11 protein-coding genes are annotated in these 12,473 nt (G+C 61.4%); 6 read left to right on the forward strand and 5 right to left on the reverse strand.

Going from position 1 to position 12,473, the window contains the following annotated elements; genetic code table 11:
* Window positions 1–39 precede the first annotated feature (39 nt).
* The 3 genes from KGB14_RS13930 to KGB14_RS13940 are packed head-to-tail and all read right to left on the reverse strand — an operon-like array spanning window position 40 to window position 3,577.
* Window positions 40–807, reverse strand: a complete 768-nt coding sequence (locus tag KGB14_RS13930) for an EboA domain-containing protein (RefSeq protein WP_223487393.1) — start codon at window positions 805–807, stop codon at window positions 40–42.
* Window positions 804–1,694, reverse strand: coding sequence for a UbiA family prenyltransferase (locus KGB14_RS13935; RefSeq protein ID WP_223487394.1), 891 nt, complete (start codon window positions 1,692–1,694; stop codon window positions 804–806). The genes KGB14_RS13930 and KGB14_RS13935 overlap by 4 nt, the downstream gene beginning before the upstream one ends.
* The gene (locus KGB14_RS13940) at window positions 1,691–3,577 is read right to left on the reverse strand and encodes a 3-dehydroquinate synthase (RefSeq protein ID WP_223487395.1); all 1,887 of its coding nucleotides are present in this window, start codon (window positions 3,575–3,577) and stop codon (window positions 1,691–1,693) included. The genes KGB14_RS13935 and KGB14_RS13940 overlap by 4 nt, the downstream gene beginning before the upstream one ends.
* Window positions 3,578–4,045: 468 nt before the next feature.
* On the opposite strand from KGB14_RS13940, the gene KGB14_RS13945 reads away from it, so the two are divergent.
* The 6 genes from KGB14_RS13945 to otnI all read left to right on the forward strand — a co-directional run bounded on the left by KGB14_RS13945 (window position 4,046) and on the right by otnI (window position 10,203).
* Window positions 4,046–4,750, forward strand: coding sequence for a FadR/GntR family transcriptional regulator (locus KGB14_RS13945; protein WP_223487396.1), 705 nt, complete (start codon window positions 4,046–4,048; stop codon window positions 4,748–4,750).
* 42 nt (window positions 4,751–4,792) lie between these two features.
* Entirely contained in the window at window positions 4,793–5,698 is a 906-nt protein-coding gene (gene ltnD / locus KGB14_RS13950; RefSeq protein ID WP_223487397.1) for an L-threonate dehydrogenase, read from the forward strand.
* A gap of 10 nt (window positions 5,699–5,708) precedes the next feature.
* On the forward strand, window positions 5,709–7,001 hold the full coding sequence (otnK, locus tag KGB14_RS13955; protein WP_223487398.1) for a 3-oxo-tetronate kinase: 1,293 nt from the start codon (window positions 5,709–5,711) through the stop codon (window positions 6,999–7,001).
* 8 nt (window positions 7,002–7,009) lie between these two features.
* Entirely contained in the window at window positions 7,010–7,648 is a 639-nt protein-coding gene (locus KGB14_RS13960) for an aldolase (protein WP_223487399.1), read from the forward strand.
* Window positions 7,649–7,842: 194 nt separating this feature from the next.
* Window positions 7,843–9,303 carry an SLC13 family permease gene (locus tag KGB14_RS13965; RefSeq protein ID WP_223487400.1) on the forward strand — a complete coding sequence of 487 codons (1,461 nt, stop codon included), beginning with the start codon at window positions 7,843–7,845 and terminating at the stop codon, window positions 9,301–9,303.
* 117 nt (window positions 9,304–9,420) lie between these two features.
* Entirely contained in the window at window positions 9,421–10,203 is a 783-nt protein-coding gene (gene otnI, locus KGB14_RS13970) for a 2-oxo-tetronate isomerase (protein ID WP_223487401.1), read from the forward strand.
* A 4-nt stretch (window positions 10,204–10,207) separates the two neighbouring features.
* Here otnI and KGB14_RS13975 read toward each other — a convergent pair whose 3' ends face one another.
* Together KGB14_RS13975 and KGB14_RS13980 are read right to left on the reverse strand one after the other, a co-directional pair.
* Window positions 10,208–11,026, reverse strand: coding sequence for a DeoR/GlpR family DNA-binding transcription regulator (locus tag KGB14_RS13975; RefSeq protein ID WP_223487402.1), 819 nt, complete (start codon window positions 11,024–11,026; stop codon window positions 10,208–10,210).
* Window positions 11,027–11,114: 88 nt separating this feature from the next.
* Entirely contained in the window at window positions 11,115–12,338 is a 1,224-nt protein-coding gene (locus KGB14_RS13980; protein WP_223487403.1) for a DUF3422 domain-containing protein, read from the reverse strand.
* Between the last annotated feature and the right edge of the window lie 135 nt (window positions 12,339–12,473).

Consider the following 12,473-nt stretch of genomic DNA (forward strand, 5'->3'; position numbering starts at 1 on the left):
TGAATCCTCGTCAAGGGGAGGGAACCGTTGAGCATCGGTTCAGAGAGGTGCGGTCAGGTGCTCACGCCATTGCGGCGGCAAGCGGTGCTGCTGACTCAGGCCGACCAGACGCTGGTGTTGCGCCGGGCTGAGCAGGTTGAAGTCAATCACCCGGGACAGCCCGGCGGACACCGTTCGTTCGGCAGCGAGCTGTTCGTCCAGCAGGTCGAGGGCCAGTTGGTTGAGGGTGACGCTTTGTCGTTGCGTCAGGCCAAGCAGGCGTCGTACGTCGAGCCCCATGCCCAGTGCCTTCAGCACCAGTTGATGGAAGGCCCGTTCACTGTAGTGACGCGATGGGTAGAGGGTGTCCAGGGCGAGGGCGGCAAACACCTGGCTGTTACTGGTACGCCCGGCCTGCAACGCCAACTCCACGCAGAGCCCATCGCTATCGAGCCAGTCGAGGGCCTTCAGGGTGGCGATTTTTTCCTGATCGTCGCCCCACAGAAACAACTGGCGCAGTAAGGGCAGTTGTCCGGTGAGCGGTTGTTGCTCCAGGACCTGAGCCAGCAACAACGCCCGCGCCAGTTGGACGTTGCTCCAGCCGCAATTGTCGGGCAGCGCATGCTCCTTGAGGCTGCGCTTGCACTGGCTGCTCAAGAGCGCGGCAGTGTTGGCGTCCGGGCGTTGGTCAAGCCGCTCCTGTGCCTGACGCCACCACTGCAACTCGACATCATCGAGCTGTTGGGTGAGCGCCTGGCGTTGGTCGGCGAGGCAGTCGTGACGCATTTCGAGGGCTGCTGATGGCGACGCGGTGACGTCCATGTTCATGTCGGTTTGATCCAGCGCTGGAAGTGTGGAAGCAGGAAAAACACCAGAACACATAACAGGCTGCCCAGCGGCTGGTTGGCCACCGCCAGCACCAGGGCATCGAACAGCGGCAGGGCCGCCAGGCCGGCGCCGATAAAGGCGCGGACCTGGCGTTGCCGTGGGTTGGCCAGGTGGCGCCAGTAGTGCCAGCCCAGCCAGCCAAGCCAGAGCAGCAACACTGGCCAAAACCAGACATTGTCGGCATAGATCGCCAGGGCCAACGGGCTCAGCATCAGGATCAGGGGGAGGCGACTGAGCAATTGATTGCGGTGTTCCTGGCGGGCCAGGTAGGTCAGGCCGCTGATGTAGACGCCCAGCAAAATGGCGCAAAGCCAGATCGGTTCCGGTGGCACCGCCAGGCTGGCCGCCGCCGTGAGGTAAAGGGCCGAGCGGCAGGCGCCCATCAGCCAGACGCTGTGGGCGTATTTCTTGTGCAGCAGGTTGTAGCCGAGGATGCAGCCCACCAGCACAGTGGCGCTGCCCAGCAACCAGTGCGGCTGGTCGATCAACCGGCTCAGGCCCAGCACCGACGCCGCGGCCAGCATCAGCAACAGCGCCGTGGCCAGGCCCACCTGCTGCCGGCTGACCAGGCCCAGGGTAATGGGGCGAGGGTTATGATGTTGTTGGTCCCAGTCAGCGTCCAGGAAGTCGTTCAACAGCATGCCGGCCAGATACAACAGCGACAATGCGGCCAGCAGCAGAATCCACGCCAGGGTCGACGGCGGCGCCAGGGCACCGGCGCTACTGGCCAGCAGGGCGGCAGCCAGGGTGTTGGTCCATACCGTGGGCAGGTTGGACACCCGGCCCAGGGTCATCCAGGTCTTCAGGTTCGGCGATGTCTGGCTCATTGCGCGCAGCCTTCGATCAGGGTGAGCGCCGGGGCGAGGCGGGCGGACAGCCGCTGCAGCGCCAGCTCCATCCGTTCGTCGTCGATTTCGTGCAAATCCATCGACTCGCCGATCCGGCTGAGCATGGGGATGGAGAGCTGCCCGCCCAAGTGCTGGCGAAATTCCTCCAACCCGAGCAAAACCTGTGAACGCCCCTGCGCATCTTTCAAGGACAGTTCCGGCGGGCACAGATTGAAGCCGAGCTTGAGCAGCAGGGACAGAACACGTTCGGTGTCTGCATCGCTCAACAGTCCGAGGGCATTGGCATAGAGTCCATCCAGGGCCATGCCCACCGCCACGGCTTCACCATGGCGCAGCCGGTGGTGGCTGAGATTTTCCAGTTTGTGCGCGGCCCAGTGCCCGTAATCCAGTGGTCGCCCGTTACCGCGTTCGAAGGGGTCACCGGAACGGGTGATGTGCTCCAGGTGCAGTTCGGCGCAGCGGCGGATGGCATAGCGGCTGGCCGGGTGATCGAAGTGGGCGAGGGCGTCGGCCTGTAGCTCCATCCATTGGAAAAATGCCTCGTCCTTGATCAGCGCCACCTTGACTGCTTCGGCCAGCCCGGCGATCTGGTCGCGGTGAGTCAGGCTGGTCAGCAGCTGAAAGTCGTTGATCACGGCGGTGGCGGGGTAGAAGGTCCCCAACAGGTTTTTCTGGCCGAAGGCATTGATGCCGTTTTTCACACCGATGCCGGCGTCGTTCTGGGCCAGCACCGTGCTCGGAATGCGGATCAGACGAATGCCGCGATGGAAGGTGGCGCAGGCGTAGCCCACCGCATCCAGCACCGCGCCACCCCCCAGAGCCAGGACATAGCAATGCCGGTCCAGCCCATGGTGCAGCATGTCGGTGTACAGCTGCTGCAACACCTGTGAACCCTTGCTCAGTTCGCCAGCCGGAACCGCAATCGGCGCGGCCTGCAAATGCAGATCCGCCGCATGGGCGACAAAGTAGGCATCGATCTGTTCCAGTAGCTGTGGGGCGCTCTGCAACAGTTGTTCATCGGCAAACACCAGCACCGTCACCGGGCCCCTGTGCTGTGGGGTGAGTCGTGCGGTGAGCTGGCGATGCAGGCAGGAATTGGACAACTCGAACAAGTGATCGGTGAACACCACCGGGTAGTCGTAACTGACCTCGAAGCGCCCGTGCAGTGGTTGCTCCGCGTCGTGCCTGCGCAAGGCCTTGAACAGGCTGTACCCGGCGATAAACACCCCGGGCAATACCATGCTGGCGAGGATAGTCACCAGCAGCGCGTTCTGTTCGACGAGGAAGGTGCCGATGGCGCTGTAGGCCAGTGCCAGGCCGGCATTGGCCAGGGTGGTGACCAGCACAAATGTGCGCAGCGGATAACGTTGCATACCGGCGGCCACCACCGAGGTTTCCGCCAGTACCGGCACGCCGCGCAGGCAAATCAACGACAGTGTGTTCAACCGATACGCCATTTGCCCCGGTTGGCGCTGATGCAGGCGCAGGCGGCTGGACAACAGACGAAAGTAGCCGGCCCCCAGCACATAACCCAGCCCGGCACCCAGGCACAGGCCAATGAAAATCGTCAGGTAACCACCGAGACTGCCGAGCATGGCCACGGCCAGCAGCGCCACCATGCTCGAAGGCACCGGCAACACCACGTCCAGCGCCAGCAGGGCGATCAGCAGCAACGCCAGGTTGAATTTCTGGGCGGGTGTCGAGGGCAGGTACAGGTTGAGATGGGTCAGGAAGTCCTGGATCTGTTGTTCGAACAACAGAAAGCTGACGATCACCAGAACGCAGAAGCAAAGCAATGACACCCAAAAATGTTCGGCGGGCCCTTTTTGCGAGAACGCACGATACCCATGGCTGCGCTTCATCAAGCATCCCTCTTAATTTTTATGACTGATTCCGTGTCAGCAATTAAAAGCAGCGTCTGGTTTTTTTCAGGTCAATAGACTCTCTCGCCTGAGGGGCTGGTTAGGTACGGTTGATTGCGCTTGTGAAGATAGTCTTGAACTTAGACGGTCGCGGTGTTTTTGCAAGCTCGCCTGATGGCAATTTGATCTTTTCCGCGATGCCCTCTGAAAGCACATGTATTCGGGTAATGCCTGTCAGTCGAGCGCGATCCATGTGGGAGCGGGCTTGCTCGCGAAAGCGGTGTATCAGGCGACATCAATGCTGATTGTGCTGGCGCCTTTGCGGGCAAGCCCGCTCCCACAGGTTTCGCGCAGTTCGCATGTTAAAAAATGTTATTTTAAAAAATACTTCACATAATCCGTTCATTGGAGGATTATCTGCTCAACCTGTATGACAACCTGATAACAAGACAAAACAGGATGGCCTCGATGTTCGACAAGGTCCCCGTTCACGTGCTGAGCGACAGCGTCGCTCAGCAGCTGCTGGACAAGATTGAGACCGGTGTATTTGGCACCGGCAGCAAGCTGCCCAGTGAAGCCATGCTTTCAGAAGCCTTCGGTGTCAGTCGCACCGTGGTCCGCGAAGCCATTTCCCGCCTGAAAAACGAAGGCGTGCTGCAGCCCCAACAAGGGCGCGGCATCTTCGTCACGGCCAACGCCAATATCCGCCCGCTGCGTATCGATTACGCCGAAGCCCATCTGCCCGGCAGTGTCTTTCACCTGTTGGCGCTGCGACGTGCCATCGAGGCGGAAATCGCTTGCGAGGCGGCGCTCAATCGCAGCGAAGTCGATCTGATGCTGATCGACGAGGCACTGGCGCGTATCGATGAAGAGGTCGATGAAGGGCACGACGGTGTTCGCGCCGACGTGGCTTTTCATCGTGCCATCGCTCAAGCCACGGGCAATCCCTACTTTCTCAAGACCCTGGAATTCGTCAGTCAGTACCTGGAGGCCGCGACTCGCATCACCCGCACCAATGAAGCGGGCCGGGCGGATTTCTCCCGGCAGGTACACGAAGAACATCAAGCGATCGTGGCGGCCATTCGGCTGGGCGATCCGCTCGCCGCCGGGCATGCCGCCCGTGCCCATATCTACAACGCGGCTCGCCGTCTGCGCCTTGCCGGCGTGGAATAAGCCGCTGTTTTCCTCATAAACCGGTAGCTAAGGAGTCCCCCCATGAATAACAAGAATGTCGGTGTTGTCGGTCTGGGCGCAATGGGCCTGGGCATTGCCCGCTCACTGTTGCGCAGCGGCTTTAATGTGCATGCCTGTGATGTGCGTGCGGCGGTGACGGAACAGTTCGCCAGCGAGGGCGGCGTGGCGTGTTCTTCGCCGGCGCACATGGCCGCTGAGTGCGACGTGATCATTACCGTGGTGGTGAATGCCGAGCAGACCGAAACCGTATTGTTTGGCGAAGGGGGTGCCGTGGCCGCGTTGCGTCCGGGCAGCCTGGTGATCGGTTGTGCCACCGTGGCGCCAACCTACGCCGTGGACCTGGGTCAGCGTCTGACCGCGCAAGGCTTGCTGTATCTGGATGCGCCGATTTCCGGCGGCGCGGCCAAGGCGGCTGCCGGTGAAATGACCATGATGACGTCGGGCCCGGCCGACACCTACGCCAAGGCCGAAGCGGTCCTTGCGGGCATGGCCGGCAAGGTCTATCGCCTGGGTGACACCCATGGCCTGGGCTCGAAGGTCAAGATCATCAACCAGTTGCTGGCCGGGGTGCACATCGCTGCGTCTGCCGAAGCCATGGCGCTGGGACTGCGTGAAGGGGTCGACGCCGATGCGCTTTACGAAGTGATCACCCATAGCGCCGGTAATTCCTGGATGTTCGAAAACCGTGTGCCGCACATTCTCAAGGCCGATTACACACCGTTGTCCGCGGTGGATATTTTCGTCAAAGACCTGGGCCTGGTGCTGGATACCGCGCGGGCCAGCAAATTCCCGCTGCCGTTGTCGGCCACCGCTCACCAGATGTTCATGCAGGCATCCAGTGCAGGTTTCGGCCGTGAGGACGACTCGGCGGTGATCAAGATTTTCCCCGGCATCGAACTGCCGACTGCCAAGACCGAGCCGGTTTGAGGAACGCCCAATGAACACAACCACCGCACGCCCATTGCTGGGCTGCATCGCCGACGATTTCACCGGTGCCACGGACCTTGCCAATATGCTGGTGCGCGGCGGTATGCGCACCGTGCAAAGCATCGGCATTCCGAGCAGCGAAGTGGCGGCCGGGCTCGACGCCGATGCGATTGTCATCGCGCTGAAGTCACGCACCATTCCCGTCGCCGAAGCCGTCGAACAGTCCCTCGCCGCGTTGGCCTGGTTGCGTGAGCAAGGCTGCGAGCAGATCTTTTTCAAGTACTGCTCGACGTTCGACTCCACAGCGGCCGGCAACATCGGCCAGGTCAGCGAAGCACTGCTGGCGGCGCTGGGCAGCGACTTTACCCTGGCGTGCCCGGCGTTCCCGGAGAATGGCCGGACGATCTTTCGCGGCCATTTGTTTGTGCAGGATCAACTGCTCAGCGAATCGGGCATGCAGCACCACCCACTGACGCCGATGACCGACGCCAATCTGGTGCGGGTGCTGCAATCGCAGACTGCCTTGAACGTTGGCCTGTTGCGCTACGACACCATCGCCCAAGGGGCCGAGCAGGTGCGTGAGCGAATCAAAGAGCTGCGCGCGCAAGGTGTCGGCATGGCGATTGCCGATGCCTTGTCGGACAAAGATTTGTACACCCTCGGCACCGCCTGCGCCGACCTGCCGCTGCTGACCGGCGGTTCGGGGCTGGCCCTGGGCTTGCCGGAAAACTTCCGTCGCACCGGCAAATTGCGCGACCTCGACGCTTCGAAACTCCCGGCAGTCTCGGGCGGTGAAGTGGTGTTGGCCGGTAGCGCTTCGATCGCCACCAACGGACAAGTGTCGGCCTGGCTCGAAGCCGGTCGGCCGGCGCTGCGGATTGATCCGTTGGCTTTGGCTGCCGGGGAACCGGTGGTTGCCCAGGCCTTGGCGTTCGCCAAGGACAATGAACAAACCGTATTGATCTACGCCACCAGTTCGCCGGATGAAGTCAAGGCGGTGCAACAGCAGCTGGGCGTCGAACAGGCTGGCAGTCTGGTGGAAAGCGCTTTTGGCGAAATTGCCGAGGGCCTGCGCCAGAACGGCGTACGGCGCTTCGTGATTGCCGGCGGTGAAACCTCGGGCGCCGTGGTTCAGGCGTTGGGCGTGCAACTGTTGCAGATCGGCGCGCAGATCGATCCGGGTGTGCCCGCGACGGTCAGCAGCACGGATGAGCCACTGGCCTTGGCGCTCAAATCGGGCAACTTCGGTGCTCGGGATTTCTTCAGCAAAGCGCTGAAGCAACTGGCCGGAGACGTGCAATGAGCTGCACAGTGAGTAATGAAAATGCCCTGCGCGAAGAAATCTGCCAGGTGGGCCGCAGCCTTTATGAGCGCCGTTACACCGTCGGCAGCGCGGGCAATATCAGCGCGCGCCTGGATGACGGTTGGCTGATCACACCGACCGACGTCTGCCTCGGCCGCCTCGATCCGGCGACCATCGCCAAGGTCAATCTGGCGGGCGAATGGGTGTCTGGTGACAAGCCTTCGAAGACATTGGCGCTGCATCGCCAGGTCTATGACCGCAATCCGAGTGTTGGTGGCGTGGTGCATACCCACTCCACCCATCTGGTGGCGTTGACGCTGGCCGGCGTCTGGCAGCCGGACGACATCCTGCCGCCACTGACGCCGTATCAGGTGATGAAAGTCGGGCATATCCCGTTGATCGGCTACCAGCGTCCCGGCTCGCCGAAGGTGGCCGAACAGGTCGCGCAGCTGGCCAACAGTGTCCGCGGCGTGATGCTTGAACGGCTGGGGCCGGTGGTCTGGGAGAGTTCGGTCTCCAGGGCCAGCTACGCCCTGGAAGAACTCGAAGAAACCGCGCGACTGTGGCTGATGAGCAATCCCAAGCCCGAACCGCTCGATCAGGCAGCACTGGACGAGCTGCGAGAGACCTTCGGCGCGCACTGGTAGAGCTCTGGTTTTTTAACCCGATAGAACACGACAGACCGATAACGCAGGCCCTGATCGGGAGACGCTCAGCGACTCTCAACGACCCCGGCTGGCCTGAAAAATACAATAACAAGAGGACATCCAGGCATGACTCATCTTCACTGCTGCATTTTCAGAAGATCCCTTTCGCTCACCCGGTGTGGAGGGCTTCTGAAATGAGCCCGTTAATCTTGATGGTGACCGCGGGGCTAGGGATCGCTCTGTTGTTGTTTCTGGTGCTCAAGTACAAGTTCCAGCCCTTCGTGGCCTTGATGCTGGTGAGCATTCTGGTGGCGCTGGTGGCCGGGGTGAAACCGGCCGATCTGGTCGCCACCATCGAAGGCGGCATGGGCAAGACCCTGGGCCATATCGCGATCATCATTGCCCTGGGCGCGATGATCGGGCGGATCATCGAACTCTCCGGTGGTGCCGAGGCGCTGGCCAAAACGCTGATTAGCCGCTTCGGCAACCGACGCACACCGCTGGCGCTGACGATTGCCGGGTTCATGGTCGGGGTGCCGGTGTTCTTCGAGGTCGGCGTAATCATCCTGATGCCGCTGGCCTATGGCGTCGCTCGCAGTGCGCGCAAGCCGCTGTTGGTGTTCGCGCTGCCGATGTGTGCTGCGTTGCTGACCGTACACGCCTTCTTGCCGCCACACCCGGGTGCAGTGGCCGCTGCCAGCCAGTTGGGCGCTGACCTCGGCCGCGTGCTGATGTTCGGTCTGCCGATCACCGCGTTCCTCTGTTATGTCGGTTACCGCGTGGCCGGGCGCATGACCCGACGGGTGTACCCGATGACGGACGATATTCGTGCCGAGGTTTACGGCCCGCATGTCACCAACGAGGACCTGGCCGCCTGGTCCAATGGCAACGGCAAGAGCGCTGAGCGAGCGGCTGTGGCCGTGTCGCACATGGGCCTGGAAGAGGCCACCAGCAGCATCGTATCCAAGTTGCCGCCGGCGCCCGCTCCGGGTTTTGGTTTGATCGTCAGCCTGATCGTGTTGCCGATCATTCTGATTCTGCTGGGGACGCTGTCCACCTCGTTGCTGCCGGCCGACTCGGTCCTGCGCGGCATCATGACCGTGCTCGGCGCGCCACTGGTGGCGCTGCTGATCGATACCTTGCTGTGTGCCTGGTTGCTGGGCTCGCGTCGGGGCTGGAGTCGTACTCAGGTGTCTGACGTGATCGGCTCGGCGTTGCCTGGCGTGGCCATGGTGATTCTGATTGCCGGTGCCGGTGGGGTGTTCGGCAAGGTGTTGGTAGATACCGGAATCGGCGCGGTGGTGTCCGATATGCTGCGCTCCACCGGTCTGCCGGTGCTCGCGCTGGGCTTTGCGCTGACCATGCTGTTGCGTGCGGTTCAGGGGTCGACCACGGTGGCGCTGGTGACCACCGCCGGCATCATCAGCCCATTGATCGCTACCCTCAATCTCACGGCGAACCATATGGCGCTGTTGTGCCTGGCCATGGGCGGTGGCGGGTTGGCCATGTCCCATATCAATGATGCCGGTTACTGGATCTTCACCAAACTGTCCGGGCTGAACGTGGCCGACGGCTTGCGCACCTGGACGGTGTTGACCACCTTGCTCGGTACGTTGGGTTTCGGTATTACCTTGTTGATCTGGCCGTTTGTCTAACGGAAATTGTCGACGCGATCGAACACCTGTAGGAGCACGGCTTGCCGGCGAAGGCGTCCTTGAGAGCGCCTTCGCCGGCAAGCCCGGCTCCTACAAAGAACATACATAGGAGTTACCATGCCTCGTTTTGCCGCCAACCTCAGCATGCTCTACCCGGAACATGAGTTTCTGGACCGCTTCGCCGCCGCTGCCGCCGATGGTTTCGAAGCCGTGGAATACCTGTTTCCCTACGACTACAGCGCTCAGGAACTCAAACAGCGCTTGAGCGACAACGGCCTGGTACAGGCGCTGTTCAACGCACCGCCCGGCGATTGGGCGGCGGGCGAGCGGGGCACGGTGTCGTTGCCGGGGCGGGAGAGTGAATTTCGTAGCGGCTTCGATCGCGCGCTGGAATACGCCGCGGTGCTGGGCAACTCACGCATCCATGTGATGGCCGGGCTGCTGCCGTCGGAAAGCGATCGCCCGCGGCACCACGGCGTGTACCTGGAGAACCTGGCTTACGCCACCGCGCAGGCCGCCAAGGCCGGCATCACGGTGCTGCTGGAGCCGATCAACACGCGGGACATGCCGGGCTTTTTCCTCAATCGCCAGGATCAGGCCCAGGCCATCTGCAAGGAAGTGGGCGCCAGTAACCTGAAGGTTCAGTTCGATTGCTACCACTGCCAGATCGTCGAAGGTGACCTGGCCACTAAACTGCGTCGGGACTTCGCCGGCATCGGCCATATCCAGATCGCCGGCGTGCCGGATCGACATGAGCCGGACCTGGGAGAGATCAATTACCCGTATCTGTTCGAGTTGATCGACCAGTTGGGTTATGACGGCTGGGTAGGGTGCGAATACCGGCCGCGTGGCAACACCTCGGCCGGCTTGCAATGGTTGCGTGACTGGAAGGCGCGCTAACGCCCTACACGCGGCTATCGGAAGGCAACAACAGTTCGACACCCTGCTTGCGGATGCTATCGGCCGCGGCAGGGGTCAGCGCGTCGTCGCTGAGGATGATGTCGAACTGCTCGAGCCCGGCGATCCTGTACATGCTGAATGTGCCGTACTTCGAACTGCTTGCCACCAGCACCACTTGCGAGGCCGATTGCATCGCGACTTGCTTGACCTCCACCTTCAGCGCCGAAGGGGTGGTGAGGCCGCGACGCAAATCCCAGGAGCTGGTGGAGATGAAGGCGATGTCGGTGACGATCTGGCGCAAGGTGGCCACCGCCAGACCGCCCACGCACGATTGATTGGAATGATCCAGCTGCCCGCCAGTGTGAATCACCGTGACATGGGGCGCATCGATCAGCGCCTGGACAATCCCGAAGTCGTTGGTCACCACGGTCATGCCGGACAGCGCCTTGATGTACGGGACGATTTCCAGGGTGCTCGTCCCCGCATCCAGATACACCGTCATATCGGCATGCAGTAATCGTGCGGCCAGTTTTGCCATCGCCTGCTTCTGCGGCAACTCGACCACCGCCTTGATCTGATGGCTGGGCTCGCTGTGGAGCTGGCTGGCGATTCGCACGCCACCGGTTACCGAATAAGCACGGCCTTCCTGCTCAAGCAGCGCGATATCGCGGCGGATGGTCATGTGCGAACAGTCGAACATGTCCATCAACTGATGAACACTCAGCACCTGATGCTTGCGCAACTGGCGCAGCATCAATTCACGGCGCTGTTCAGGGATCATCGGTGCGCCGCTTTCGGCGGCGATGTCCTTTTGACTAGGCATTCGGGCTCCAGAATGAAGAAATCCGCCGGCAAGGAAAGCGGGGCAAACATAGTAGCGAATCTACGCTGAAGGGACGAGGTGTTGCGGATCAGTGCTCTTTGGCTTTCCTGATTCTGATCAGAATAAACAGCAGGATGCAAAGCGCGAGCGGGGTCATGGCCAGCATGGCATCCCTGGCGGAAATGTCCGCGCCCATGACGTGCAGCCCTGAGTAGAACAGCTTGAACAGGCTCAACAAATAATAGGTGATGGCAATGATCGACAAGCCTTCAACGGCGCGCTGGATTTTGATTTGAGTATCGGCGCGGGCGTTCAGGCTCTTCAGGATTTCCGAGTTCTGCTCCTCCATTTCAACCTGTACACGGGCCTGCAATAAGTCCCCAAGGTTGGCCACGCTTTCGGCCAGTTGCTCCAGGCGTTGTTCGGTGACGTCACAATACCTGACAGTGGGTTTAAAGCGTCTTTCGATGAAGATGCCCAGTCGCTGGCAATCGCCCACGTGGCTTTCCCGGAGTTCGCCCAGGCGTTCGAAAACCAGCTGCGCATACGCTTGGGTGGCGCTGAAGCGATGTCGGGTTTTTGCGGTGCTGCTGACCACTTGCGCCGACAGGTTGGCGATGTCGGTCAGCAACGCTTTCGCATTTCCGCTATCGGGGCCGGCGTTACGCTCCGAGAGGTTCACCAGGGTCTTGTCGAAGACGTTCAGCTGAGTGCTCAAGGCCTTGGCGGTAGTGAGGGAAAGCGAAGCCATCATTCGATAGGTTTCGATTTCCAGCAGGCGGCGGATCATCCGTCCCTGGCGATACGCATTCAGGCGCTTGTTGACGAACAGGAAACGGTTGGTGCCGTCCTCGCTCAGGCGAAAGTCGCTCCAGACCGTCGCATCGCCCCCGCCAATGCAAGAGCCGCAAGGGTCTTTGAATCCATAAACGGACAGATCGCCGGAAAAGGACACGTCGTTGCGGACCACAATCTGCACGGCGTTGATCATGTGCGGCATGAAGGGTTCGACCCGGTCCATCAAGGCTTCAGGTGGCTGGCTCCAGTCAGGCGCAGGACTGGAGGAGGGCACCACCAGGGTCAGCGTCAGGAACTCCGCGTGCCGTTCCCACTTCAAGGCATGGCCCTCCAGCTCGGTGATGCCCTGGGCCGCATCCGGGTCGACAGGGCCGGGGCAGCAACGACTCAGCAGGGTCTCGCATTGCCCGTCATTCGCCAGAAACGCCAGATGAAACACGTGGGCAGGCTCGTCGAAATACAGGGACGGGCGCGCGTGCAACTCGTTGTGCAGGATCAGTCTTTGCGGGTGCATGCTGTTTGGGCCATGTTGGAGTTGTTTGTTCTTGGGACTGGAGGACGAATTCGCGAGTCACAAACAAAACCTGGCGATCGCCCCGTCAGCCAAGCGCATCGCGGGCATTTCCCCCTCTATTCCAACCCGATCGCG

The organism is Pseudomonas sp. A-RE-19, assembly GCF_019956555.1.
Classification (GTDB): domain Bacteria; phylum Pseudomonadota; class Gammaproteobacteria; order Pseudomonadales; family Pseudomonadaceae; genus Aquipseudomonas.

What these genes read in the sequence shown, in the direction of transcription:
- KGB14_RS13940 (WP_223487395.1), bottom strand. Translation starts at nt 3,577, where the DNA reads ATGAAGCGCAGCCATGGGTATCGTGCGTTCTCGCAAAAAGGGCCCGCC.
- KGB14_RS13935 (WP_223487394.1), bottom strand. Translation starts at nt 1,694, where the DNA reads ATGAGCCAGACATCGCCGAACCTGAAGACCTGGATGACCCTGGGCCGG.
- otnI (WP_223487401.1), top strand. Translation starts at nt 9,421, where the DNA reads ATGCCTCGTTTTGCCGCCAACCTCAGCATGCTCTACCCGGAACATGAG.
- KGB14_RS13945 (WP_223487396.1), top strand. Translation starts at nt 4,046, where the DNA reads ATGTTCGACAAGGTCCCCGTTCACGTGCTGAGCGACAGCGTCGCTCAG.
- KGB14_RS13965 (WP_223487400.1), top strand. Translation starts at nt 7,843, where the DNA reads ATGAGCCCGTTAATCTTGATGGTGACCGCGGGGCTAGGGATCGCTCTG.
- KGB14_RS13930 (WP_223487393.1), bottom strand. Translation starts at nt 807, where the DNA reads ATGAACATGGACGTCACCGCGTCGCCATCAGCAGCCCTCGAAATGCGT.
- ltnD (WP_223487397.1), top strand. Translation starts at nt 4,793, where the DNA reads ATGAATAACAAGAATGTCGGTGTTGTCGGTCTGGGCGCAATGGGCCTG.
- KGB14_RS13980 (WP_223487403.1), bottom strand. Translation starts at nt 12,338, where the DNA reads ATGCACCCGCAAAGACTGATCCTGCACAACGAGTTGCACGCGCGCCCG.
- otnK (WP_223487398.1), top strand. Translation starts at nt 5,709, where the DNA reads ATGAACACAACCACCGCACGCCCATTGCTGGGCTGCATCGCCGACGAT.
- KGB14_RS13975 (WP_223487402.1), bottom strand. Translation starts at nt 11,026, where the DNA reads ATGCCTAGTCAAAAGGACATCGCCGCCGAAAGCGGCGCACCGATGATC.